This window comes from Legionella sp. km535 (assembly GCF_003990085.1).
In the GTDB taxonomy this organism is placed as follows: domain Bacteria; phylum Pseudomonadota; class Gammaproteobacteria; order Legionellales; family Legionellaceae; genus Legionella; species Legionella moravica.
The window spans coordinates 86,449-111,922 of sequence record NZ_RZGU01000008.1; the positions used below are offsets into that span (position 1 = coordinate 86,449).

Sequence of the window (25,474 nt, forward strand, 5' to 3'; positions counted from 1 at the left end):
TGTCGTGGATGCTTTAGCTGCATACAGCAAAATAAATCAGCAAACCCAGGAAACACTGGTGAAAAGTCATGCGATATTGGTAAAGCGAATTGCGCATCATTTGCTGGGACGCTTACCGCACAGTGTGCAATTGGATGATTTAATCCAGGCTGGGATGCTTGGCTTGCTTGAAGCTGCAATACATTATGATTCAACCAAAGGCGCTTCATTTGAAACTTATGCCGGAATTCGAATCAGAGGGCATATGCTCGATGAAGTACGGCGGAATGATTGGGTGCCTCGTTCAGTATATCGTAACGCGAGAATGATATCCGAAGCAGTACGTAATCTTGAGCATCGGTTCGGACGTGAGGCCAAGGATGCTGAGATTGCAAAAGAATTGGGTTTACCCCTCAATGAATACCATGAGATGCTTCAGGATTCTGCAAGCAGTCACTTATACGGATTTGAGGATTTAGGTGTCACTGATGACATGTTGCATAGTGAGGGCGCAGGTGAGTCTACTGAACCGCATGTTCATGTGATGCAGAAAGATTTAATGAACCGGCTGGCTCAGGTAATCGACGGACTCCCACAGAAAGAGCGGATGGTATTGTCATTGTATTATGAACAAGATCTGAATTTGAAAGAAATTGGAGAGGTTTTGGAGGTCAGTGAATCTCGAGTTTCACAAATTCTAAGTCAGGCAACTCTCCGCATTAAATCGCGGATAACGGAATAAAGAATAACAATGGATGCATTAACTTTAATAGGCTTACTTACAGGTTTTCTTGCGATTATCATCGGCCAAATTCATGAGGGTGGTGATATCCATTCATTACTTAATTTCTCCGCTTTGTTGATTGTTCTGGGTGGAACACTGGGTGCTGTCATGGTGCAAACTCCAATGGTTACCTTTAAAAGAGCATTCAAGGTGCTACCCTGGATATTCTTCCCTCCCAAATTAGATTTTGACGCGTGCAGAACCATGTTGATTGATATGGCAAGGAAAGCACGCCAACTTGGATTGTTGTCTTTGGAGGATCATCTTGATGTTGAGACCAATCCCTTGATCAGTAAAGGCTTGGAATTATTGGTAATTGGTGTTGATAAACATACAATAAGACAGGTTTTGGAAACGGAAATTGAACGAAATGAACATCAGGATTTACGTGCTGCACATGTATTTGAAAGTATGGGAGGCTACAGTCCAACCATAGGAATACTTGGGGCAGTTATCGGTTTGATTCAGGTCATGAGGAATCTGGCAGATCCAAGTCAATTGGGTATAGGTATTGCAGTGGCTTTCGTTGCTACGATTTATGGTGTAGGGCTTGCGAATCTTATTTTTCTTCCAATGGCGAATAAATTGAAAAGCTGCATTTCCCACAAGGTTCATTTTGATGAGATGATTTTGGAAGGGTTGGTAGCAATTGCCAGCGGTGAAAGTCCTAATATGTTAGAGCTGAAACTAAACAATTTTGGGCGGCACAAACATAATGAAATCAAGACGAAATAAAACAGAAGAGCATGTGGATAATCACCGATGGGTAGTTTCTTACGCTGATTTTATTACGTTACTGTTTGCTTTTTTTGTGGTGATGTATGCCATCTCTTCGGTCAATGTTTCAAAATACAAATCGTTGTCAGAAGGGATGAAGTCCGCATTTGATAAAAAGGATAAAAATAAGGCAACCCAATCCACTGATACAATAAAAGATGGTCCCGAAGAAAAGAAAACCCCCGGTGTGTATAATGATGGACTTGATGATTTAAACAAGTCTTTATCTGATTTGGAAGACGGTAATTATAAAATTAACCGACAGGATGGATGGATTGAACTTCAGATTAAAGCAGGTTCATTATTTGACTCTGGTGAAGCAGATTTAAAACCGGAAGCAATAATTAAACTGATGCAGTTAGCAGAAAAGATTAAGACTTATTCGTATCCCGTTGTGATTGAAGGATATACGGATAATGTACCAATACAAACCCCACAGTACCCATCCAATTGGGAGCTCTCAGCGTTCAGAGCGGCTTCGGTGGGGCGAATTCTCAATGGTTTTGGTATTGATACAGGACGTATCCTGGTCACTGGATATGGAGATCAGTACCCGATTAGTGATAATTTGACTGAATTGGGTAGAAGTATGAATAGAAGAGTTAATATAATCATTGCTGCCAATCGCAAAATAGACAGGTTGATAAATCCTGAATTGGGGCAAACGCATAACATCAGTATTGGGGCTAATCCAGTCGCTGTACCCTTGAAGCCTCAGGATAAAGGAAAAAAGGAATTGAAATGATAACACTTATCTTAAGCATGAATTTTTTGATTTTACTGTTTCTTGGAAATTATTTATTGAGCCAACGAAAACAACTGGTGACTCTCCGGGAACAAATAGGACTACTTGAAAAAACTTCAGAACAGATTGTGCGTGATCACCCCGTTTTGATTAATGCTGATTTATTATTTTCCAAACAATTAAAAGAGATTAATGAACAATTAATCAGTATGGACAATCAATTGCAAAATCTGGAAAACATCAGAGATAATGATGGCGGTTATCAACATGCCCTACGTATATTAGAAATGGGCGGTGACCGCGATGAAATCGTCAACAGCTGCCATTTATCGAATGCAGAGGCAGAGTTACTGATGAATTTACAGGCTTATCGCGCTGCAATTAAGTCCACTTGATCTTAGTTGTCCGGTTCAAGTAAATTAAAATACTCATATCTCAATACATCCACTTGGAATATCTTCTGCAGGACTTACGAAAAACTCATCAAGACAGAGGGTTTTTATAGTTCATTGATAAGAGAGTTTTTTTCCAGCATTTTATTCCTGAAAACAGGTTTCAGCAGATATTTTCTGATTTATATGGTATTCAGATTTCAAGTGCAACACTGGAAAGATCTAACCAAATTGCATTTGGCACATTAGCTCCATTTGATTCTTTAAAATTGTGCTACCCGACAGAAGATCCCTCACTGCGTTCGGGATGACGTGGGTAGTTACAAAATTTCTTCTATTTGCTTGATCTATTGACTTAATTAAGGGGGGGGCGTAATTTCCAAAGCAAATAGTTTATATATTTACTTTTATGTATAATATATGTACAATATTCTTAAGTTTTACATGAGATATTGACTATGCCTAACCTGGATGTTTTATATACCAAGTATGTAAGTAACGAGAATGCTAACTCTGTTTCCCGCACCATATTAGTTGTGGATGGTATGCCTTTTTATCGTTCATCCGGTACTAATTCAGGCTCCATATTGGCTGGAACCTTTCTTCCGTTTTTAGGCATTGAAAGCTTTGGTCAAACCAGCGGCTGGTTTCGTAAACCTGGATCTATGGCCGAATTGTCAGATCTATCAGAGCCGCTACGCGAAGTAATTGAGGAGTATTCGCTACTGCCAGCAGAACATATTGATTCACTGTTGATTCGCTTTGCCAGCCTGAAATGCCTGCTCATTTCTTCCTTACTCGATGAATCTATACAACGTGAAGAGGATCCCCCATTCTCTTTTTTATCCACTAGCCTTGCCAAAACACAGACAGGGTCATTTTGGCGTAAAGAATATGGTAGCGAGTTTAAAGAATTTTTAAAGACTAAGTTTCCCATTTTTTATCAAGATCGCCAATACAACTTGCATTTCAATAATCAATTCATTGACATCCGCGGAACTGCTAAATACTCGTTCCGACAACGTACTTTAATGGGACAAGCCAATGCCTTTCTTGAAAAAATAATACAAAAGCCGTTGGTACTGGGTTTTGACGGGCGTATGTTTAGGGAGAATCTGAGCATGCAAGATGTTGCTATCAGACCATCTCCTGACAGTTATTTATATTGTTCACCACCTACATCCAGGACAAAAATTCCACTGGTTAAAAAAGCCAAAAAATCAATGGATGGATGGCTGGTTGCAAGCAACAAAGAGGCTATAAGCGCTGAAGTTGAAGAGCCGATCTCATTCAAAGAGCCAGTAAACTACACCGAATTTATTTGGCCAGATGATTTGCAAGCTTTGAATATTACTGAAGAAGAGCGCATTGCAACCGAACAGTATATAAGAATCCGATATGACCTAATTTTTGGTTCATTGTTTTCTGAACACAAAAATCTGATGGAAAATGGGGGCTGTACGCACTTCCTGGGAGATATCAACGATGAAATTATCGACCCAATTTCGCAAGAGTCCGTTGTGAACAGATTAAATGTTAAATTTTTACATAATGGACAGATTATAGTCTACCCAAGCGCAGTGGATATGATTTATAAAAATTCAGAACGCTCTCTTGAGATATTCAAGGTTTATAATATTACAACCGGGAAATGGATGGTCCTAAAAACCACTTCTCCAAACCAATTACATTCAGACTTATTATATCTATCAGGAAAAGACGGCATAAGTGAGCTATGTGATTATGCGAGCGTGACCTGGATCACGAACTTCTACAACGCTTGGTCTAATCTGTCAATCAGAACAGAGCGTCGAATTATTCTGTCTATGGTTGAAAAATATTATCCACAAACATTTGCTGAAAGGCTAATGGATGCTAATAATGACCTGACCATTGATCAAAAAGCAAGATACATGTTGACGTTATTGCGCGGTTTAAACGCTATTCATGCACGTTCTGGCATGACCACGAACACTGGCTTTGTTACCATGCCCTTTTTTCATGGTGATATCAAAATATCAAATATCATGTATGACCCTGACTCCGACCAACCAAGGATTATTGACTTTGACCGCTTTGGTGAATGGGACAAGCTCACCTGGACTAACGGCTGGAGCGCACCTGAATGCAGTAAATTTAAACATCTCCTGAATTCTCCCTCTTGCAACAAAGAAGATATTTTGCAATTTAACGCTGAATATGGCCAAGCTATGGATTTATGGAATATGGGAATGGTTTTTGCCATGATTCTGACCAGAGCAATCACCAATCCCTGTTATACATCCAATAACTTTTATCCGCCTTTTTCTTTTTTGCATAATCGACTTAATACTGCAAATGAAATCGGTCGTTACCATTTTGATATGATAGTACTGACTCAGAAAGAAATTGATTCGGAAATTGAACAGTTGTTACGACAAGTACCGGATAGCCAGGAAGGAAGGATTTTATTTGGTTTATGGTCTGTAGTTATCTCCATGCTCAAGATAGATCCTCAAAAACGAGAATCAGCAGCAAACCTTGTGCGGATCATGGAACACGGTATCCTCAACGAATTTACAAACGATTGTGAGACAGTTCAAGAAGCCTCATCCGAACCTTCCTGTTCTTTCCAAATTTAAAGTAGACGAGTTGTTTTCTGCTAAACCCTGTTATTGTCTGCGCTTATGTATTAAGCGCAACAATAGCTGTTTGAGAAATTTCTTCTATTCGTGTTATCTGTTTAAAATTCCACCTTAATATTGTGTTAATTTTTATTATCTATAATCGAATTTACTGTGTGTGATTGGATTTTGAAATGATGAAAATTAAACAAGACAAAATAGCCCTTCCTGGTGGAATAGAATCGCTAATGCAAGTATCTGACGATAATCCGATTGCCACTATATCTGGAGATGACGTACAAACAAACGAAGCCATGATTAGAGCATACATTAAGACATGCCGGCAGCATCTTGAGGCTCTCAAGGCAGAGCTTTATAAAGTACTTGATGCCGGATACCCTACTGCAGAACTGTATAGAACAGATCCTGCGTCAACAGCGGACTTCAGCGTAAAGCCCTCTGCTTTTCTGGAAAAAGCATACACAGTCCAGGCTTATGATGAGAAGGGGGCCGGTATTGAAAACCGAGATCAACCTCATATAAAAGCAGGTACTGATTTTTCGAGTTATTGTGAACAGAATAGAGATACTCTTAGTAATGACTTATTGCTTTCAAATGACGCAAGTAAAATAATAGGCTCAATTAATTCAGCTATAAGCCAGTTAAATAAAGTTGAAGCCAGTCTGACAAAAGCGGTGAAAAATCAAGATGAGTATGAAATAGCTGGCGGTTCAATACCAGTATTAAAAGGTTGCATCGAAACCGTTCTAGATCAAGCAGCTGAGTCGAAGCTGGTAAAAATTGTACCAAATCAAAATTTTATTCAAAAATTGTTATCTCTACTATCAGATATTGTATCCAAAATTGGAAGTTTTTTCTTAAATCTTGGTAAATCAGAAGAGGAACAGAACTTAGCGAAATTTACCTTTTTCAAAGATAAGTATCAGACAGCTTCAAGGATACCTTCAGTCGGTTCGACGCAAGACGCTGAATTAAGTGACACTGAAGAGCTGGATGATGTTAAAGAAAACTCGACCCCACAAGGCTTTCCCATATAAATAGTTTTTATTTGAACACAGTTGGTAAATTGATGCACGAAGCTGTGTGACCGGAACATAGGTATCACAAATGATTATCTCAAATTCCGAAATTTAGGTTTTGCCTCATAGGAACAGTTGCATAGACTTGAGAATATATCTGTGCAATTGTTGTTAAATTGTTTGCAATCACCCTGCTCGAGTCAACGATATAGAGCCTTGAGTTGTGAACTTGTTGCTGATTTTTTAATCTGATATAGTGCTTCAGTCACAATTAAATGGATTTGATAATGAAATTATTTCACAGTGTATTGCTGCTTGGTGCAGTAATGCCGTTGTTTGCTCAGAACATGGATTCTGTTCCAACTCGGCAGGTTACAGTTGTTAAGGGAACACATTCAATAACCCGACATTATACTCATTCAAAACAGCCTTTGTCAGGGGACAGAACAATAAACTATCCAACCCAGGTAGTAAGGATAACAGGAGCGATTGAAACCCCAAACACTACGTGTGAGGACGTTTTCAAAGAAATTGAACACCTTTATATTGATTATCTGTCCGATTCTCGAATGTACTATTTGAACAGTTATACCTTCTGCAGATTTGATCCTAAAACTGAATTGGCTAATCAATTTATTATTTCCAGCTATTTTGATCCAGCTAACGATAAAGCGGTAAGCGAGTTAACTGAATGGCTTGAGACGATGAAAGGTGCTGAAATCTATGGACATCCCTTTACCGTTGAAAGTGCCAAGGAGCTGATTGTTTCTCTAAAAATTTCATCAGGATTTAAAGAGGGAATCAGCGACCCTAATTTACTGGTGTACCGAACCGATACGAGCAATCTTCTTTTTGCCAATAACTATCAAATGAAAAAAGAATTGGTAGACGATATCCGGCATCGATTTTACAGTTACGAACCTAAAGTAATTTTATCCTTTCTTGAGCATTGGTTTTTTCCTGGATTGGGTGGTATTTATCAGCGCGTATTAGCATCTTCAAATTATGTACTGTTAGAACCACATCGTATTTTTGTTATGAAACAAGAGCCGCAATTGTTTACTCCAATGTTCAATATTGATTTTGCTCATCAATGTTTTGAATCAAAAACAAAATTCTGTCTGTAGCCAGCCTGCTTGTTATTTGTTTTCGGAACTGGGTGGGCCACGACATTAGAGCCCAGTTCTGATTGGCACATTATTTTAGCACCAGGTTCCTTGTTATTTATACTTTATCGAACATACACGTTATTTTCTATAGCTACAAATTGACTTTCACGGTAAAATCGCCTCTTTATTTTTGAGAGACACTTATGTTGGAAGTGAATCAAATCAGCCTTAGTTTATCAGACCTCGATAAGCGAATTGAATCGCTTAGGGGGTATCTTTGACTATGAAGCAAAAAGCGAACGTCTGGAAGAAGTAATACGCGAATTAGAATCGCCTAACGTTTGGGATAATCCTGAACAGGCGCAGGCATTAGGTCGAGAGAAGACCCAATTGGAATCCGTAGTCCATTCCTTATCTGAGTTAGGCCAATCTGTAATTGATTTAACCGAGTTATTTGAACTTGCAAGAGAAGAGAATGACGAGCAAACCATCAATGAGATAGGCGAAGAGGTTAATGGAATAGAGAAACAGGTGGCTGGATTAGAGTTCAGAAGAATGTTCTCTGGCAAAATGGATAATTCCAATGCTTATCTTGATATTCAATCGGGTTCTGGAGGAACCGAAGCTCAGGATTGGGCCGAAATGCTATTGAGGATGTTTTTGCGCTGGGGCGAGCAGCATGGTTTTGTAACTGAATTAATCGAATGTTCTCCTGGTGAAGTTGCCGGTATAAAAAGCGCCACCATTTACTTTAAAGGTGAGTATGCTTTTGGCTGGTTAAGAACGGAAACAGGGGTTCACCGATTGGTTCGTAAATCTCCTTTTGATTCAGGAAACAGACGACACACTTCCTTTGCTGCTGTATTTGTTTCTCCAGAAATTGATGATGATATTGATATTGAAATTAATCCAGCAGATTTACGCATTGATACTTATCGTGCTTCCGGAGCTGGTGGTCAGCACGTTAACCGTACTGACTCTGCGGTGCGTATTACCCATATGCCCTCTGGTATTGTTGTACAATGTCAGAATGACCGAAGTCAGCATAAGAATAAAGATCAGGCGTTCAAGCAGTTGCGAGCAAAATTGTATGAGCTGGAAATGCAGAAAAAAAATGCTGAGCAACAGGCCTTGGAGGCGAGCAAGTCGGATATTGGATGGGGATCCCAGATTCGATCTTATGTATTGGATCAATCAAGGGTAAAAGATTTACGCACTGGTGTTGAAACAAGTAATACGCAAGCCGTATTGGATGGAGCACTGGATCAATTTATTGAAGCAAGTTTAAAAGCAGGAGTAGGGCAGCATGACCGATGAACATTTAGATGAGAGTGAAGTTTATCATATTCGTAAACAAAAATTAGCCGAGTTAAGAACAAGTGGTTTTGATTTTCCAAATCAATTTCGCAGAGAGCATCTTGCTGCAGACCTGAATGCAGAATTTAGTGAGTACGATAAAGAAACATTGGCTCAAAAACAAATTAAAGCAGCCGTTGCTGGACGAATTGTACTGAGACGTATTATGGGGAAAGCCAGCTTTTTTCATATTCAGGATGTTTCCGGCAGGATTCAAATATACATCAGAGCCAATGACCTTCCAGAAGTTTATGAACAATTCAAACATTGGGATCTGGGCGATATCGTTGGGGTCAAAGGGGAGTTGTTTATAACCAATACGGGTGAACTCACTTTAAATGCCGAACATGTAGAACTGTTGACCAAATCATTGCGGCCTTTACCGGATAAATTCCACGGTTTAGCTGATCAAGAGCTTAAATATCGTAAACGTTATGTTGATTTAATTGCCAATGAAGAAAGTAGAAAGACCTTTTTAATTCGTTCGCGATTAATTCAGTCATTCAGACGTTTTATGGATAATAACCAGTATCTGGAAGTTGAAACGCCCATGATGCATCCAATCCCTGGCGGGGCAGTGGCTCGTCCGTTCGTTACTCATCATAACAGCCTGGATATGACCATGTATTTAAGGATTGCTCCTGAGTTGTATCTAAAACGATTGGTTGTAGGTGGCTTCGAACGAGTATATGAGATAAATCGCAATTTCCGTAACGAAGGTATATCAACCCGGCATAATCCCGAATTTACTATGATTGAGTTCTATCAGGCTTATGCGGATTATAAGGATCTGATGAATCTTACAGAAGAGTTATTGCACTATTTATGTGATGAAGTGATTGGAACTCGCCAGGTTGAGTATCAGGGGCATCTCATTGATTTTAATCAGCCTTTTGCCCGTATGTCAGTTAAGGAAGCAATCCTGAAATATCATCCTGAGATTCAAGCTGCCCAATTGGAGAGTATCGAGGGGTGCAGAGCCATTCTGAAGCAACTTAACTTGCCTTATAAGGACACTGATGGCTTGGGTAAATTGCAAATGATTGTGTTTGAAGAAACTATTGAACACCAATTATTTCAACCTACATTCATTACCTCCTATCCCACTGAAATTTCACCATTGGCCCGACGGAGTAATGCGGATCCCGAAGTCACTGATCGATTTGAATTTTTTATAGCAGGACGCGAAATTGCCAATGGCTTTTCCGAGTTAAATGACGCAGAAGATCAGGCTGAACGTTTTAGAAAGCAGGTTGAAGAAAAAGATGCCGGTGATTTGGAAGCGATGCATTTTGACAGCGATTACATTGAGGCTTTGGAATACGGTTTGCCTCCTACGGCAGGAGAGGGCATAGGGGTTGATCGTTTGGTGATGTTATTTACCAATTCTCAATCTATACGAGATGTCATTTTATTCCCGCATTTAAGACAGTAACTTTGGGTGATTTATGGCTTTAGGTATCATTCAAAAAGCAGTAGCTTATATAAAGGAAGTGCAAGATATAGGGTTGTTTGGTGTTATGGCAGATTCACGTTTGTTCGCAGCATTCAGTGGATCTCCATTCTTTTATGTGATGCTTCCATTCATCGCTGTGTTATTGACTTTATCCGCTGCTATCAGTGGATATCAATTAGCTTATGCTGAAAATAAAAATTTCGATAAGTGGTTTGCATTCATTGCCTCTGGAGTTTGTGCTGTTCTTGCCAGTGTTTCTCTTTACGGTGCGGTTATTGCTTCTGCTTTAAAGGTTACTTTTGCTGCAGGACCTTGGTTCTTTTTGAGCAGCGTTGTTTTAGCAGGATTGCATCAGGGAATTATGCTGGGTATCAACATCTACAGAGTATGTATGTCTTTAACGGGTTCTGCGCAACGAATGCATTATATTCAGGCTGCGTTGAGTAATGCATTTATTTTGGGATTATTAACTGCAATTTCAGGTGCAATCACCTTTGTGATGCTGACCCCCGTTGCGCCTATACTGGGTACTGTCTGTGCAGCGACAGCAGCTCTTTTAACCGGGTTAAATTTGCTCTGGCGGATGATTCCCTATAATTGGAAGTATTCCATAAAGGAATTTTTTCATTTAAACAAACCTATAGAGATCAATTTTGGCAATCTGGAAGCTTTGTTTATCAAAACGGAAATTCCGGATCTTGGTGCTACAATTTCCATTTCAAGTCATCGATTCTTTAGTCCAATGGATTACTGCAGTGTGCTGCAATCAATGGAATCAATCCAAACGAATCAGTATCTAAAAGATATAATTAACAGGAAAATTGAACAGCTTCATTCCAGTCCAATACCTGACAGTGAAAAGAACAGCCAAAAAGAAAAGGTATTAATCCATCTTTCGACACAGTTGGACAGCAAACAACTCATTTCCAAAGAAGATTTATTAAAGACTTATCCATTGGCTTTCCAGAGTTTCTGGGCTGAAAAAGGTGAAGTGGAGCAGATTTATGATGCTGTCATGCTCTTACAGGGAAGAAATGAACCTGTTGTCCATGATGATGTTGTGCATCAGTCTGAATTGACGCAAGCTTGTATTTAACGGACAGCATTAAATTAAGAACCGGGTTTATGTTGTTCTTGTACCCGGTTCTCAAGACATTCAGGAGCTTGGATTATTAACGATGCCCATGTACATGGCCGCCGCCACTATGACTGTGTCCGCCATCGTGTCCATGATGATGTGAGCCACCTGAATGATTGCCATGATGGACTGTTCCTCCACCAAAAATACCGCCACCACCGTGTCCATGATGATGGTGATGATGTCCCCCTCCAGGTGTAAAAATTACTGACGGGGTAAACATGGAACTACCAAAAAATCCACTATTTCTATAGCCGGAAGATCCCCCTACAACGTAGGTGCTATTGTTTGAAAATAATAAAGGCAATACACAAATCGATGCAATAATCAGGACCGCTATTCCCATAATAGGAATAATGGGGGCAACACTAAAAGCGGTCGCAGTCGCTCCAATGGCCATTCCTGCAGAAGCAGTTTTGGCAGAATACGACATCGCCAATGCGGTGATCACCCCAGCGGCAATTAAGGCTGCGCCTACACCAGCCATGCACTTTAGAAGGAAGCTGTAATTAGTGTCATCGTCAGCTTTATTTTTTAGATTAGGTTTAGTATCCATTTTTACCTCAAGTTTTGTATCAAGTTAGTAAAGTAATTGAATGCATTTATTTTTTATTTGTCTTTGTGTTACTAATGTATCGACAGGATTGTACCGGATTAGCTCTAAAAGTCATCAGTATTTTAACAATTTTTTGATTTATAGATCTAATATTGCTCACCTTGATGGCCGTTAAGAGACCTGTATTTTAGAAATTATTCCAGAGTTGCTAATTTATTTGAGACGCAAATGTTATAAAAGTGTAAATTTCTGTTAAAAGAACCTGCTATAATAGAGTTGTATGGTATTGTCAAAAACATATAAATTATTCAAATTGAGCAATTAACTGATTCGATTGAACAAATATGGGTGCGAATATGTCAAGCAATGAAGATAAAATTAAAAAGAATCTCCAGGAAGAACGGCTGAAACAAGAGGCTTTGAGTAGAGAAATCGAACAGCTTCGTCTTGAAGAAGAACAGCGTAAAGCGGCTCTGGAGATCGATGAACCTTCACCAAAAGCGCAACCTGAGGAAATAAAGCCTCGATTCAATCTGGTACCTACAGGAGGAGAATCAGAAGATTGGAAGAAGATTCTTCAAGATTTTAAGAAAAAATATCCTGATGCGGTCATTAAAAATAATGCATTAGTTTTTCCGACCAAAGAGGATGCCATTGCCTTTTTTACTGCCCAAGCCACTCAGGAGCCACCCCGTAAGTTTCTTGTCGCTGAGATGGATAGTAATGGTAAGCCAACGGGCTTTCATGTCTTTTCATGCGGTAATGGTACACTTTATCAGGGCAATTTGAACAAAATTAAAGAACAATTAAAACAGGATCTACAGAATAATCCAGAAGATCCTAACTTGAAAGAGGGTTTGGCGACTATTGCACGGTTTTTAAATCCCTCTAAAGGTTTTAAAGAATCTTTGATTCAGGCTAAAGATCCTGAAGCAAACAATTTGCAAGACGAACACCGGGCAGAACATAATTCTTTATTGTCACAGAGATCTAAATCGTGATTTAAAGTGAGAGCACCAAATGATTGGAATGGGACTCTGGGCTTCTATCATACGGTTTCTTGAGATTTAGGTTTTGTTACTGTCAGGATGGCTCCCCGCGTTCGCGGGGATTAAGTAAAAAGTGAGGAACGTTCAGTTAAACTCAGCGGGAGCTGAGTGTTTAAGGGATATTGAATGCATGAATTGTCAACAGACCCTAAACATCAATCGGCTGTTAATCATCTTCCCAGCTTAGAGTTCCACCGGCCTGATATTCAATGACGCGCGTTTCAAAGAAATTTTTCTCTTTCTTCAAGTCCATCATCTCACTCATCCACGGAAATGGATTTTCAGCACCAGGGTATTGATCAGCCAAACCAATCTGATTTAAACGTCGGTTTGCTATGAAATGCAGATATTCTTCAAACATTTCTGCATTCATTCCCAAGATTCCATGAGGCATGGTGTCTTTTGCATATTGATATTCCATTTCTACAGCTTCTCTGACGAGCTGGATGATTTCTTCTTTAAACTCAGGTGTCCATAAATGAGGATTTTCAATTTTAATTTGGTTAATCACATCAATACCAAAATTCATATGCATGGATTCATCACGCAGAATATATTGGAATTGTTCTGAAGTGCCTACCATTTTATTTCGACGGCCCATAGATAAAATCTGAGTAAAGCCTACGTAGAAGAAAATACCTTCAAAAATAACGTAAAAAGCAATCAAGTCACGTAATAGGCGTTGATCGTTCTCAACAGTTCCAGTGTGGAAGGATTCATCACCTAAACTTTGAGTGAACGGTAGGGCCCAGGCTGCTTTAGTAGCGACTGATGGAATTTCCCGATACATGTTAAATACTTCAGCTTCATCAAGCCCCAGGCTTTCAATGACGTATTGATAAGCATGAGTATGAAGCGCCTCTTCAAATGCCTGACGTAACAGGTATTGACGGCATTCTGGGTTAGTAATGTGTTTATACACAGCAAGAACCAGATTGTTGGCGACTAAAGAATCAGCTGTTGAGAAAAACCCTAAATTACGTTTGATTATTAAACGCTCATCTTCAGTTAGACCATTGGGATCTTTCCAAAGGGCCACGTCAGCACTCATGCTGATTTCATTAGGCATCCAATGATTTGCACAGGCAGTCAGGTATTTATCCCAAGCCCAGCGGTATTTAAAAGGTACCAATTGGTTTAGATCAGCACGGCAATTGATAATTTGTTTGTCATCAACATGAATACGTGCAGCGCCCATTTCTAAAGATTCAAGTCCTGTCGCACCCAAAATTTGAGAAGCGACAGCTTGCTGATTATTATTATATTGCATTAAATTTCTCCTGATTATTGGCACGCTTCACAGTCGGGATCAAGAATGGAACATACTTTAGGTTCTTCACTGATCAGCTTCACTGCGTTTAGCGCTCCATCGGTAACTGTTGATTTTTCAGCGTTACTTGCACCTAAACTGCGTAAATAATAAGTGGTTTTTAATCCACGTATCCAAGCGTGCATATAGAGTTGATCCAGTTTCTTGCCAGAGGGCTGTGCCATATAGATATTAAGGGATTGAGCCTGATCTATCCATTTTTGGCGACGCGATGCGGCCTCAACTAACCACATTGGATCAATTTCAAAAGATGTGGCGTACCGTTTTTTCAACTCTTCAGGGATCCGGCTAATCGGCTGTACACTGCCATTGAAGTATTTCAGATCATTGACCATGACTTCATCCCAAAGATTCAGCGCTTTAAGATCAGCAACCAGATAGGGATTCACCACGGTAAACTCACCTGACAGATTGGATTTCACATACAGGTTTTGATATGTTGGTTCAATCGATTGTGACACGCCGCAAATATTGGAAATAGTTGCTGTCGGTGCAATAGCCATCACATTGGAATTACGCATACCTTGAGTACGAACTTTAACTCTTAATGTTTCCCAATCCAGTCTTTGCGAGCGATCCTGTTCCAAATACTTGTTACGAGCTTGTTGCAGCAAGTTGATTGAGTCAATTGGTAATATACCTTTACTCCATAAAGAGCCTTCATAAGTAGAGTAATTGCCTCGTTCTTTGGCCAGATCACAGGATGCTTCAATAGCATAGTAACTGATTAGCTCCATAGATGAGTCAGCAAATTCGACTGCTTCGTTGGAGGTATAATCAATTTTCAGTTCGTATAATGCATCCTGAAAGCCCATGATGCCTAAGCCTATAGGCCTGTGCTTCAAGTTGGAATTACGAGCTTGCGGTACAGAGTAGTAGTTAATATCAATAACGTTATCCAGCATACGGATGGCGGTAGTGATGGTTTTTTTCAATTTCTCTTTATCCAGAGCACCGTTTTTAATATGAGCAGGAATATTCACGCTGCCCAGATTACATACTGCTATTTCTTCTTCTGAAGTATTTAACGTAATCTCTGTGCACAAGTTGGAACTATGAATCACTCCAGCATGTTGTTGTGGCGAGCGAAGATTACATGGGTCTTTGAACGTCATCCATGGGTGGCCGGTTTCAAACAGCATGGACAGCATTTTTCTCCATAATTTAACAGCAGAGAGTGTTTTAGCATTTCTAATGATGCCTTGACGCGCTTTTTCTTCACATTCAACATACAGGGTTTCAAACGCTTTGCCGTATTGATCATGTAAATCAGGTACTTCGTCTGGAGAAAACAAAGTCCAGTCACCTTCTTCACGCACTCGTTTCATGAACAGATCAGGAATCCATAATGCAGTATTCATATCGTGAGTACGACGTCGGTCATCCCCTGTATTTTTTCTTAATTCAAGAAATTCTTCAACGTCTCTATGCCAGCATTCCAGATAAGCACATACAGCACCTTTACGTTTACCGCCCTGGTTTACAGCGACAGCTGTAGCGTCAGCAACATTTAGAAACGGAACTACGCCTTGTGATTTACCATTGGTCCCCTTGATATGTGATCCCATGGCACGCACTGGGGTCCAGTCGTTGCCTAGCCCACCAGCAAATTTGGAAAGCAGAGCATTATCTTTTATTGCACTGTAGATGCCATCCAGATGATCAGGAACAGTTGTTAAGTAGCAACTGGATAATTGAGGTCTTACTGTACCTGAGTTAAATAGAGTAGGGGTAGAGGACATGTAGTCAAATGAAGAAAGCAATTGATAGAATTCAATGGCTTTGGCTTCCTTGTCTTTTTCACGAATGGCAAGACCCATGGCTACTCTCATGAAAAATGCCTGAGGTAACTCATAACGGACGCCACGATCATGGATAAAATAGCGATCATATAAAGTTTGCAGACTTAAATAGGTAAACTGCATGTCACGTTCAGGCAGCAAGGCTTTGCTGAGTTTATCCAAATCATAATCGGCCATTTTGGCATCAAGCATGCCTTGAGCAATCCCGTGCGCTATGTAGGCTTTGAAGTACTCTGGGTAGAGCTTGCTCATTTCATCAAAAGTGGCGTCAGATTTAATGTTTAACTTAGACAGTGCTTCCATACGCAGACTATCCAGCAACAGACGAGCACTGACGTAGGTATAATTAGGTTCTTTTTCAACAAGAGTTCGCGCGGACATAATCAATGATTTATGAACGTCTTCAAATTTTGCCTGATTGTACAGGTTACGCAGCGCGTCTTTAATTACAGGTTCAGCTTTTACATGTTCCAGATCGCGAATGGATTCGTTAACAATAGTATTTACCCTGTCCATATCCAATGGTTTTAATTCGCCATTGGGCATAGTGATCATCAGTTGTTTGCTGTCAGTGGGTTGTTGTTTTACTTCACTTTGGCGTGCCTTACGATGTTCTTCACGGTAAAGAACATAGGAACGAGCCACTTTATAATGACCGCTACGCATGAGAGCAAGTTCAACCTGATCCTGAATGTCTTCAATATGTATTGCGCCACCGCTAGGTAAACGACGCTTGAATACTTGAGATATTTGGCGCGTTAGCTCTTCAATCTGTTGATGAATTCTATCAGATGTAGGCGCAGTTCCGCCTTCGTCTGCAATAAATGCCTTGGTAATGGCAATTTTGATTTTAGTGTCATCATAGTTTACTACTTTGCCATTACGTTTAATTGTTTTAAGTAAACCTGGGGCATTAGCAGTCAATTCCAGTTGACTTGTTTGCGGCACATCTTTTACCGGCTCAATAATTTCGGACATTTTTCCTCCACGAAACATGTATTTGTCAACAGTTGATAAGGCGTAATTTACTGTTACTTTAATTATAGCAGAAACCCAATATATAGGATTTTTTTTGAAGCTAATAACAAGATAATGTGTTTTCGTCTGATGATCAAGAGAATAATTTGGGTATATTTTGTGGATAACTTGTGGGTTAAAATTTATAAACTGAGAGAATAAGCGAATATGCGTTTATTTTCATAAGGTTTTTAATTTATTGGATTTTATATTTTTTTTACGATAATTGCATCACTTACATGAGAAAAACCATGGACGTTAAGCTGGAATGAGCCAATATGGGCATACAGTTGGCTAGAACTTCCTCCATCAAGATTGATGGCATCGACACAGGAAAGTGGCGGCGCTTTTAATAATTGTGCGAGTTGGTAGGTAGACATGGCTGCATTGGTAGATACGAGGATGATTACTTTACCGTCTTTAGTGATACCTAAAGCGGAACGGTCGGCTACTCCGGCTTTGAGGCTGGGGATTTTTCCGTGAATTAATAATCTGGGACCACTTTGGATAGCAAAATCAATAGGTTGATCAGGGTTGAAGTGAGCGACATTGGAGATATGGGGTACCTTGTTTTTGATATAAAAAATTCCCCACCAACTGATTCGTTTTAACGGATTTTCCATTTTTTTATTATTGATTCTAAGCCCAAGCGGTTTAAATTCATGATCAAAAAAACCGCCATTGATGCTTAAAAGCGCTTTACTGTGTTGGGCAAATTGATCGGCAGATGCGTTTTTAAGGGATAGTGATTTGGCATTGACCAGGGCCAATTTATTTTTATTTAGATCAATGCGAAAAACATGAACGTGTGACCAGGGAGCTAATAAGCCACCCTCAAGATCCTGGTATTCAATTCCTGAAGATAACTCTTGCCATCGATCTGCGGAACAGGAATTGACCGGCAGAGTGACACACAGAATCAAAAAAAGAGTTCGTAATAAATAAGTTATGTTTGCAGGATAAAGATTGGTTTGCGAAGACATGTTATTGTATCCTTATGTACATCATTCAACACCACGGAATCTCTTATGCAAATTAAACCGCAACATAACAATAGTGAAGTACATAAGTCAACTATAGAATTAACACAATTGATGAATCATGTCCTGGAAATCGCCAAACAAAAGGGCGCTACTGATGCAGCGGTTGCCGTTAACAATGACAGAGGGTTTTCTGTAGACGTTCGTATGGGCGAAGTGGAGACAGTTGCTTTTAGTGAAGATAAAGGTGTTGGATTAACGGTGTATATAGGTCAGAAAAAAGGTGGCGCAAGCAGTACTGATACATCGCCTGAAGCACTTGAGTCAATGGTACAGGCCGCATGTGATATTGCCAGAGTGAGCTCTTCAGATCCTTGCTTTGGACTTGCAGACAGGGAGTTGATGACTAAGCAACATCCTGATCTTGATTTATACCATCCTTGGGACGTTACACCACAACAGGCAATAGATATTGCTCTAAAATGTGAGCGGCATGCTTTATCTCTCGATAAGCGAATAGTTAATTCGGATGGCGTAAGCGTGTCTTCTTATGAGTCGCATCATGCTTTTGCAAATACTCATGGTGGGGAAGGTTATATCCACAGTACTCGACACAGCATCAGTTGCTCGGTGATTGCAAAAGATGGCGAGGAAATGCAACGAGATTATGATTACACAACGGTGCGCAATGCAGCGGATTTGGTGAATACTGATTTGATTGCGCAAAATGCCGTTGAGCGTGCATTGAGTCGATTAGGATCCCGTCAGATTGAAACACAAATGACGCCAGTCATTTTTTCATCCAGAGTGTCAAGCGGATTGATTTCCAGTTTTGTCAGCGCAATCAGTGGTTCTAATTTGTATCGAAAAAACTCATTTTTACTTGATTCCGTAGGTCAACAGATTTTTCCCGAATTTATTCGCATTTACGAACAACCTCATTTAAAGGGTGCTCTGGGAAGCTCTCCTTTTGATGGTGAAGGTGTTCCAACGCGGCCTAACATTCTGGTTGAAAAGGGACGTGTAATCCAATACGTTCTTGGTAGTTATTCAGCACGGAGGATGGGGTTAAAAACAACTGCCAATAGTGATGGGGTGCATAATCTGACGGTAGATTCGACAGCAGGTGGATTGTCTGACTTATTGAAATCAATGAATAAAGGTTTATTGGTGACCGAATTAATGGGGCAGGGAGTTAATGGTATAACCGGTGACTACTCACGAGGTGCGAGTGGCTATTGGGTTGAAAATGGTGAAATACAGTTTCCGGTTGATGAAGTGACCATCGCTGGAAATTTAAAAGAAATGTTTCATTCCATTCGCGCTGTGGGTAACGACATCAATCCGAATATTCCAACCCGATGCGGCTCTATATGGATAGAGAACATGATGGTGGCCGGAAAATAAAGAGAACTGGAGCCTGTTCTTTTATCCCGAATGCAGTGATGGATGATTAATAGAGTCGAACTGAACCCATGATCTTGCCTCATTCGGGATGACATTTAATTCGATTAGAGAATTAAATTAATTTTTATCACGGAATATGATACGGCCTTTGGATAGATCGTAAGGAGTTAATTCTACCTTCACTTTATCTCCAGTCAGGATTCTAATGTAATTTTTACGCATACGACCTGAAATGTGGGCGGTTACTACGTGTCCATTTTCTAATTCTACACGAAACATAGTGTTAGGTAGGGTATCTATAACGGTGCCAGCCATTTCAATATGATCTTCTTTTGCCATAGGTCTCTCAGTGATGTTACAAGTTCATAAAGGTGAAATAGTGCACTAATTTGAGAAAAATGGCAATCCAAGCGTGATATTCATTTAAATTATTAGCGAATTTTACAGGTTTTTGAATGGATTTATCCCTGACAACGCTCTTCTCTTGAAAAAACTCGTTGTATTTCAATTCAGGAATCCAATTAGCAAGCAATCTGACTACTTAACTGTTTGCCAGCAAACCGGTTGTCTCTTGAACACATCTTTGCAGAAGGCCAACGGATTTGATCGCGGAGCCAGGATGACCGTGCTAAAACGTTGGATCAACTATGTCTCAGTATCAGGTGGCTGACGTTGTATAAATATAAGCCGAAATCCCGCGGCGAAGACCGCGGGATCTAATACTTCAATGCCACCATCATGGATCCCGCGGTCTTCGCCGCGGGATTTCGCTTGAACTGTGAGTACATGCTGCATTTCGAATTTCCGCGGCTGTGACCGCGGAATCCAGAGCCACCATCATGGATCCCGCGGTCTTCGCCGCGGGAATTCGCTTGAACTGTGAGTACATGCTGCATTTCGAATTTCCGCGGCTGTGACCGCGGAATCCAGAGCCACCATCATGGATCCCGCGGTCTTCGCCGCGGGAATTCGTTTGAACTGTGAGTACATGCTGCATTTCGAATTTCCGCGGCTGTGACCGCGGAATCCAGAGATTAGAACTTTATTGCTTTCATGTGTCATTTCACCATCTCCTGGAGACCGCGAACAAGTCGTGGTACGTAGTCTGCGGAGATGAATTGTAAACACGTAATTAAATACATCAGATTCACAGAATCATTGATTTCAAAATTTATTTTTGAATGGGGTAACCTGCCTCTACCCAGCTTCGTAATCCGCCATTAAGTGAATAGATTTTGGTGTAACCCATTTTTTGTAATGAATCAGCAACTAAAGCACAACGAAATCCACCACTGCAATACACTACTATGGGTTGATGCAGATCAGGAAGCTTTTGTTCAATATCACGCTCAATGACTCCCTTGCTTAAATGTATGGAAGTTGGGATGTATCCATCAGATAATTCATGTTCTTCCCGGGTATCAATCACAATAATCTGTTCTTTGGTATCAAGCATTTTTTTTAGATTTTGCGGGCTTATTTCCTGTATTCGTTTTTTAGCATCTTCTACTAATTTCAGGAACCCAGGGGAATGTTGTTTCATGATCAATGCTCCTTATTGTATATCGGTTAAGCTTAGCTCATTTAATATAAGTTGATAAGGTTATACGCGAAAAACAGATTAGGGGCATCTTAAGAGAGAATAAAATACTCTTCGATAAAGCAGACTCAATTTGAAAATTTAAGTGAATAATGATGTACTGTAGACTATTGAATTGATCCTGTTGGAGGTATCTCTGTGCTATGGATATCGGCTCCTCATTTATGGGTTGCCTTCGCTGCAACGCTTTTTTTAGTGATATTTCACTATTTAAGTCCATGGTTTGCAAATCATTTACCTGGAAATGGAAGTGCCTTTGTCTCCTTTGCAGGTGGTGTGGCTGTAGCCTATGTTTTTTTACATATGTTGCCCAATTTGGTTGAGTACAACAAGCCCATAGGTCGTTTTCTCATGGTTAATCAATGGCTTACTCCCTTTACCGAGTTATTGATTTACATTGTCGCATTATTCGGATTTCTTGTTTATTATGGTTTTGATCTGATTGCAGAGCGAAATCGTGATGAAGGGCACGATGACGGCATGGTGTATGGGTTGCATCTTACCATGTTCTGTCTTTATAATTTTTTGATTACCTATACCATGTCATTACGTGCTTTATCCAGCATTACCGCTACTGTTTTGTTTACCTTTGCTATGGCGCTTCATTTTGTGTTGACCGATCGTAAATTCTGTCGATTTTATAGCATGCAATTTAATCATTTAGGCCGTTTTATATTGATAAGCGCTTTGCTTGTTGGCTGGATCTGCTCGGTGATTTTTGATCCGGTTAACGTTTTAGTCGCTGCATTGATGCTTGCATTTCTTGCGGGTTCCGTTTTATTGAATGTGTTTCGAGAAGAGATGCCCGCATCCGGCCTGGCCAGTTACTATTGGTTTTCTTTTGGTGCGTTGCTGATTATGTTTTTATTATTGTTACAAACATGGATATTTGTGTGGTATCCCGTTTCAATCAAACCAGAAATGGCTATTCTCAGTCCCTGACTCTATGTTAAAGACTTTTTGTATCTCAGTGCACTAATTTAATTATTGGTCAGATTTTGTACTATAATAAGGTAGGAAATCTTAAGGTACATGGAGGTTTTATGGGCTATGTTATTGCGATTAGCCAATCAAAAGGCGGTAGTACAAAAACAACTACAGCCATTAATTTATGTGGTGCTTTATTAGAAAAAGGTTATAAAGCAATCGTTGCTGATATGGATAAAGACAAACCTGATGCCATAAATTGGGCCAAGCAGGGAGAACATATCGATTTTGTAATGGAGCTTTTTGAAGAAAAACCCATGGATATAATGGAATCATTAAGACGAACTTATGATTTCATTGTATTGGATACCCCACCCAATTATATGCCAGCCGCATTTAAAGCAATCATGCTATCAGACTTGATTATTTTACCCTGCTCTCCCAGTTTTTTGGATCAAACAAATTTGACCGACGCTATATCTATACCAAGAATGGCGCAAAAGCCATTTAAAATATTAGGCTGCAAGATAAATAAAAGACATAAATTATCAGAAAAATTATTATCTGAGCTTATTAAATCCGGACAGGCATTTGAAACGTCCATATCCACCAAAGCTGCAGTTTTGGAAAGTCCATTTCAAGGTAAATGGCTGGGAAATTACCGTCCTGGCTGTGATAGTCATAAAGAGTTCTTGTCATTAGCAGATGAGGTTATCAAAATGGCTAATTTAAGGACTAAACCTTATCCCTCTCTTCATTCTCAAAATACAGAGACTGTTGAACGAAGAGCAAATCCTCGATAAGAAATTAAAGGAGCTCAAAATGCAGAATTTTTGTCTATCCGATGCAATCCTTGAACGATTTAAGGCGGTTGAGCAAGATATGGGATATTCTGAGCGTATTGTTCAGCTGGATTGCAACACAATAGATACATGGGAATATCGTGAGCGAAGCTCTTATGAATTAGGTTCTATCGATTCTTTAGCCTTGAGTATAAAACAAGCAGGTCAGTGTCAGCCAATCATTGTTGTCAGAGCTTCAGAGATCTTTAGACCTAAAGACAACCCCGCAGCACAATACGTTGTCATTTCAGGATACAGGCGATGGATGGCTTGCAAGACTCATCACCTTGAAGTGCAGGCAGTGATAAGAAATTTAAGTTTTGAGCAGGCAATCACCGTTCTGGTAGCTGATTCTGAAAAAGAATCTGTTTCTGAATATTCCAAGGGCATGTTGTATCATACCTTATTAGGTTCGGAGAAAATCTCTCCTGAACAGTTATGTCACAGATTAAACATCAGTCCGCAACAGCTCGAGAATTATTTGGCATTCGCACAAGTACCTGACGAGCTTTGGAGTTCAGTAGGGGATATGTCTAAGGTATCTGCCAGGACAGCAGCTACAATCAAGAGTTTATCCGAACGAGGAACTATTTACCGTGATGCACTCCTCAGTATTGCAAAAAAAATAGGCCAAGGCTTTGGTGAAAAGCGAATTAAGAGAGCGGTTGAGACGAGTATTAATCAACAGTTGAAGAGTAAAATAGCTGAAAATCCAAGCGATCATCAAATTGAATTTAATGGGAAAGTTCTGATGAATCTTCATCAAGGACGAATTAAACTGGATAAATCTTTGGTAAATCATGGTAATTTTAAAGAGTTAGTTGGTACTTTGGAAAAAAGTATTACCGATTTTGCTAATAATTATTTCAAAGGTAATTGTAAGGGGTAATCCCACAACCCCATTTTATTGGGATTTTTTAGCGTTAACTCCAATAAGTGAAGAAATTCTTTCCGGCTGATGATGGTCGCACCTAACCTAAGTAAATGGTTGGTGGGCATTTGGCAATCAATGAAATCAAATTTCCAGGAGCTTAATGTATGGCAAAGATAATATAAAGCAATTTTGGATGCGTCAGTTACTTTATGAAACATGGATTCACCAAAAAAACCTTTTCCCAAACTAATGCCATATAATCCTCCGACAAGAACATCGGCTTGCCATACTTCAAAGGAGTGGGCATACCCCATAGTGTGTAGGGTAGTATAGGCATCAATCATTTCATGGGTAATCCAGGTATTATTGACCCGACCGGAGCAGGTTGCACATGCGGTAACTACCTGATGAAATGCAGTATCAATGGATAGTCTGAACGGTTTTTTTAAAGATTTTCTCAGACTTGGTGATATCTTCATTTGGTCAGGAGCAAGAATCAGTCTTGGATTAGGTGACCACCATAAGATAGGACAACCAGGTTCAAACCAAGGGAAAATCCCTTGGGAATAGGCTTGCAGGATACGTTGTGGACGCAAATCACCGCCTATAGCCAGTAGTCCTTGTTTGTCGCTGGTTTCAGGGTTTGGAAAAATATAGTCAGTATCAACCAATGTAGTCCTTAATCCATTAGGTAATTTATAAAGAATACAGCCAACAGAGCCTGTTGGCTATAGTGTTTATCTTATTGATTTTATAGTGAATCCAGATATTTTTCTGCATCAAGGGCTGCCATGCAGCCGAAACCTGCAGAGGTAATTGCTTGTCTGTATACATGATCAGCAACATCCCCACAGGCAAAAACTCCGGGTATAGAGGTACTTGTTGCCATACCATCCAGTCCGGATTTGATGGTGAGATAGCCGTCTCTCATCTTTAATTGGTCGGTGAATAAAGAGGTATTGGGGGTATGACCAATGGCGATAAAAACGCCATCAAGAGTTAATTCTTCTTTTTCATTAGTCAGAACATTGCGAATGGAAACGCCCGTTACTTTTTTCCCATCACCCAGTACTTCATCAAGAGTTGAGTTCCATATCAATTTGATGTTACCGGTACGTGCTTTTTCAAACAGTTTATCCTGGAGAATTTTTTCGGAGCGTAGGGTATCTCTTCTGTGAATCAAAGTAACTGATGCAGCAATATTGGATAAATAAAGAGCTTCTTCAACCGCTGTATTTCCACCACCAATGACGCACACGTTTTTATTGCGATAGAAAAATCCATCGCAGGTTGCGCACGCAGAAACGCCTTTTCCTTGATATGCTGATTCTGATTCCAGACCCAAATATCGGGCAGAAGCGCCTGTAGCTATGATTAATGCATCACAGGTATACGTTGTGCTGTCTCCTTGCAGCGTAAAAGGCGCTTGCGCTAAATCGGCTTTGACAATATGATCAAATATAATTTGAGTTTCAAAGCGCTCAGCATGCTTTTGCATCCGTTCCATCAGAGCAGGACCTTGCAGACCCTCAACGTCGCCAGGCCAGTTATCTACCTCGGTGGTTGTCGTTAATTGACCACCCGGTTCCATACCCGTTATTAATACCGGGTTTAAATTGGCTCTTGCGGCATAGACTGCGGCCGTGTAACCTGCTGGACCTGAACCAAGTATGATTAAGCGGTGGTGATTGCTTGTGCTCATCGTCTCTGC

The 25,474-nt window shown here is 40.1% G+C and carries 23 protein-coding genes; 15 read left to right on the plus strand and 8 right to left on the minus strand.

The window, feature by feature from the left end; translation table 11 throughout:
• Positions 1-4: 4 nt before the first annotated feature.
• From ELY21_RS06540 to ELY21_RS06585, 10 genes are all read left to right on the plus strand, one after another.
• Positions 5-721 carry an RNA polymerase sigma factor FliA gene (locus ELY21_RS06540; RefSeq protein WP_127107995.1) on the plus strand — a complete coding sequence of 239 codons (717 nt, stop codon included), beginning with the start codon at positions 5-7 and terminating at the stop codon, positions 719-721.
• Between the two features lie 9 nt (positions 722-730).
• Complete coding sequence (locus tag ELY21_RS06545; RefSeq protein WP_127107997.1) at positions 731-1,498, plus strand: flagellar motor protein; 768 nt, start codon at positions 731-733, stop codon at positions 1,496-1,498.
• Positions 1,479-2,285, plus strand: a complete 807-nt coding sequence (locus ELY21_RS06550; RefSeq protein WP_051190548.1) for a flagellar motor protein MotB — start codon at positions 1,479-1,481, stop codon at positions 2,283-2,285. The genes ELY21_RS06545 and ELY21_RS06550 overlap by 20 nt, the downstream gene beginning before the upstream one ends.
• Complete coding sequence (locus ELY21_RS06555) at positions 2,282-2,680, plus strand: DUF2802 domain-containing protein (RefSeq protein WP_127107999.1); 399 nt, start codon at positions 2,282-2,284, stop codon at positions 2,678-2,680. Before ELY21_RS06550 ends, ELY21_RS06555 begins: the two co-directional genes overlap by 4 nt.
• 455 nt (positions 2,681-3,135) lie before the next feature.
• Positions 3,136-5,298 (plus strand): hypothetical protein, encoded by a 2,163-nt coding sequence (locus ELY21_RS06560; RefSeq protein ID WP_127108001.1) that lies wholly within the window; start codon positions 3,136-3,138, stop codon positions 5,296-5,298.
• A gap of 176 nt (positions 5,299-5,474) precedes the next feature.
• Positions 5,475-6,338 carry a hypothetical protein gene (locus ELY21_RS06565; RefSeq protein WP_127108003.1) on the plus strand — a complete coding sequence of 288 codons (864 nt, stop codon included), beginning with the start codon at positions 5,475-5,477 and terminating at the stop codon, positions 6,336-6,338.
• 269 nt (positions 6,339-6,607) lie between these two features.
• Complete coding sequence (locus tag ELY21_RS06570; protein WP_127108005.1) at positions 6,608-7,447, plus strand: Lpg0189 family type II secretion system effector; 840 nt, start codon at positions 6,608-6,610, stop codon at positions 7,445-7,447.
• Positions 7,448-7,632: 185 nt separating this feature from the next.
• Positions 7,633-8,746, plus strand: a protein-coding gene (gene prfB, locus ELY21_RS06575; protein ID WP_127108007.1) for a peptide chain release factor 2 whose coding sequence is annotated in 2 segments (ribosomal slippage) — positions 7,633-7,707 and positions 7,709-8,746 — 1,113 coding nt in all. Because the reading frame shifts where the segments join, the coding sequence is not laid out codon by codon here.
• Positions 8,736-10,220 (plus strand): lysine--tRNA ligase, encoded by a 1,485-nt coding sequence (gene lysS / locus ELY21_RS06580; RefSeq protein ID WP_127108009.1) that lies wholly within the window; start codon positions 8,736-8,738, stop codon positions 10,218-10,220. The genes prfB and lysS overlap by 11 nt, the downstream gene beginning before the upstream one ends.
• Before the next feature lie 13 nt (positions 10,221-10,233).
• Positions 10,234-11,337 carry a hypothetical protein gene (locus ELY21_RS06585; protein WP_199741657.1) on the plus strand — a complete coding sequence of 368 codons (1,104 nt, stop codon included), beginning with the start codon at positions 10,234-10,236 and terminating at the stop codon, positions 11,335-11,337.
• Between the two features lie 76 nt (positions 11,338-11,413).
• Here the strand turns inward: ELY21_RS06585 and ELY21_RS06590 are convergent, their stop codons facing one another.
• Positions 11,414-11,935, minus strand: coding sequence for a hypothetical protein (locus ELY21_RS06590; protein ID WP_127108012.1), 522 nt, complete (start codon positions 11,933-11,935; stop codon positions 11,414-11,416).
• A gap of 356 nt (positions 11,936-12,291) precedes the next feature.
• Between ELY21_RS06590 and ELY21_RS06595 the strand changes: the two genes are divergently transcribed.
• A complete protein-coding gene (locus tag ELY21_RS06595) occupies positions 12,292-12,936 on the plus strand; it encodes a hypothetical protein (RefSeq protein ID WP_127108014.1) in 645 nt (214 codons plus the stop codon).
• A 214-nt stretch (positions 12,937-13,150) separates the two neighbouring features.
• Here the strand turns inward: ELY21_RS06595 and ELY21_RS06600 are convergent, their stop codons facing one another.
• From ELY21_RS06600 to ELY21_RS06610, 3 genes are all read right to left on the minus strand, one after another.
• Positions 13,151-14,254, minus strand: a complete 1,104-nt coding sequence (locus ELY21_RS06600; RefSeq protein ID WP_028382987.1) for a ribonucleotide-diphosphate reductase subunit beta — start codon at positions 14,252-14,254, stop codon at positions 13,151-13,153.
• Positions 14,255-14,268: 14 nt separating this feature from the next.
• A complete protein-coding gene (locus ELY21_RS06605) occupies positions 14,269-17,094 on the minus strand; it encodes a ribonucleoside-diphosphate reductase subunit alpha (protein WP_127108016.1) in 2,826 nt (941 codons plus the stop codon).
• A 245-nt stretch (positions 17,095-17,339) separates the two neighbouring features.
• Positions 17,340-18,116, minus strand: coding sequence for a phosphodiester glycosidase family protein (locus ELY21_RS06610; RefSeq protein WP_127108018.1), 777 nt, complete (start codon positions 18,114-18,116; stop codon positions 17,340-17,342).
• Positions 18,117-18,161: 45 nt separating this feature from the next.
• On the opposite strand from ELY21_RS06610, the gene pmbA reads away from it, so the two are divergent.
• On the plus strand, positions 18,162-19,520 hold the full coding sequence (pmbA, locus tag ELY21_RS06615) for a metalloprotease PmbA (RefSeq protein ID WP_199741658.1): 1,359 nt from the start codon (positions 18,162-18,164) through the stop codon (positions 19,518-19,520).
• A 117-nt stretch (positions 19,521-19,637) separates the two neighbouring features.
• On the opposite strand, the gene infA is transcribed toward pmbA, so the two are convergent.
• Together infA and ELY21_RS06625 are read right to left on the minus strand one after the other, a co-directional pair.
• Entirely contained in the window at positions 19,638-19,859 is a 222-nt protein-coding gene (gene infA, locus ELY21_RS06620; protein WP_006872751.1) for a translation initiation factor IF-1, read from the minus strand.
• Positions 19,860-20,691: 832 nt separating this feature from the next.
• Entirely contained in the window at positions 20,692-21,063 is a 372-nt protein-coding gene (locus ELY21_RS06625) for a rhodanese-like domain-containing protein (protein ID WP_127108022.1), read from the minus strand.
• Between the two features lie 195 nt (positions 21,064-21,258).
• Between ELY21_RS06625 and ELY21_RS06630 the strand changes: the two genes are divergently transcribed.
• From ELY21_RS06630 to ELY21_RS06640, 3 genes are all read left to right on the plus strand, one after another.
• Positions 21,259-22,062 carry a hypothetical protein gene (locus tag ELY21_RS06630; protein WP_127108024.1) on the plus strand — a complete coding sequence of 268 codons (804 nt, stop codon included), beginning with the start codon at positions 21,259-21,261 and terminating at the stop codon, positions 22,060-22,062.
• Positions 22,063-22,163: 101 nt separating this feature from the next.
• Positions 22,164-22,850: a ParA family protein gene (locus ELY21_RS06635; RefSeq protein WP_127108026.1), complete on the plus strand. Its 687-nt coding sequence runs from the start codon at positions 22,164-22,166 to the stop codon at positions 22,848-22,850.
• A 19-nt stretch (positions 22,851-22,869) separates the two neighbouring features.
• Positions 22,870-23,778 (plus strand): ParB/RepB/Spo0J family partition protein, encoded by a 909-nt coding sequence (locus ELY21_RS06640; protein WP_127108028.1) that lies wholly within the window; start codon positions 22,870-22,872, stop codon positions 23,776-23,778.
• Here the strand turns inward: ELY21_RS06640 and aat are convergent.
• Together aat and trxB are read right to left on the minus strand one after the other, a co-directional pair.
• The gene (gene aat / locus ELY21_RS06645) at positions 23,751-24,434 is read right to left on the minus strand and encodes a leucyl/phenylalanyl-tRNA--protein transferase (protein WP_127108030.1); all 684 of its coding nucleotides are present in this window, start codon (positions 24,432-24,434) and stop codon (positions 23,751-23,753) included. The two genes, ELY21_RS06640 and aat, sit on opposite strands and share 28 nt — an antisense overlap.
• A gap of 80 nt (positions 24,435-24,514) precedes the next feature.
• Positions 24,515-25,465 carry a thioredoxin-disulfide reductase gene (gene trxB, locus ELY21_RS06650; protein WP_199741659.1) on the minus strand — a complete coding sequence of 317 codons (951 nt, stop codon included), beginning with the start codon at positions 25,463-25,465 and terminating at the stop codon, positions 24,515-24,517.
• Between the last annotated feature and the right edge of the window lie 9 nt (positions 25,466-25,474).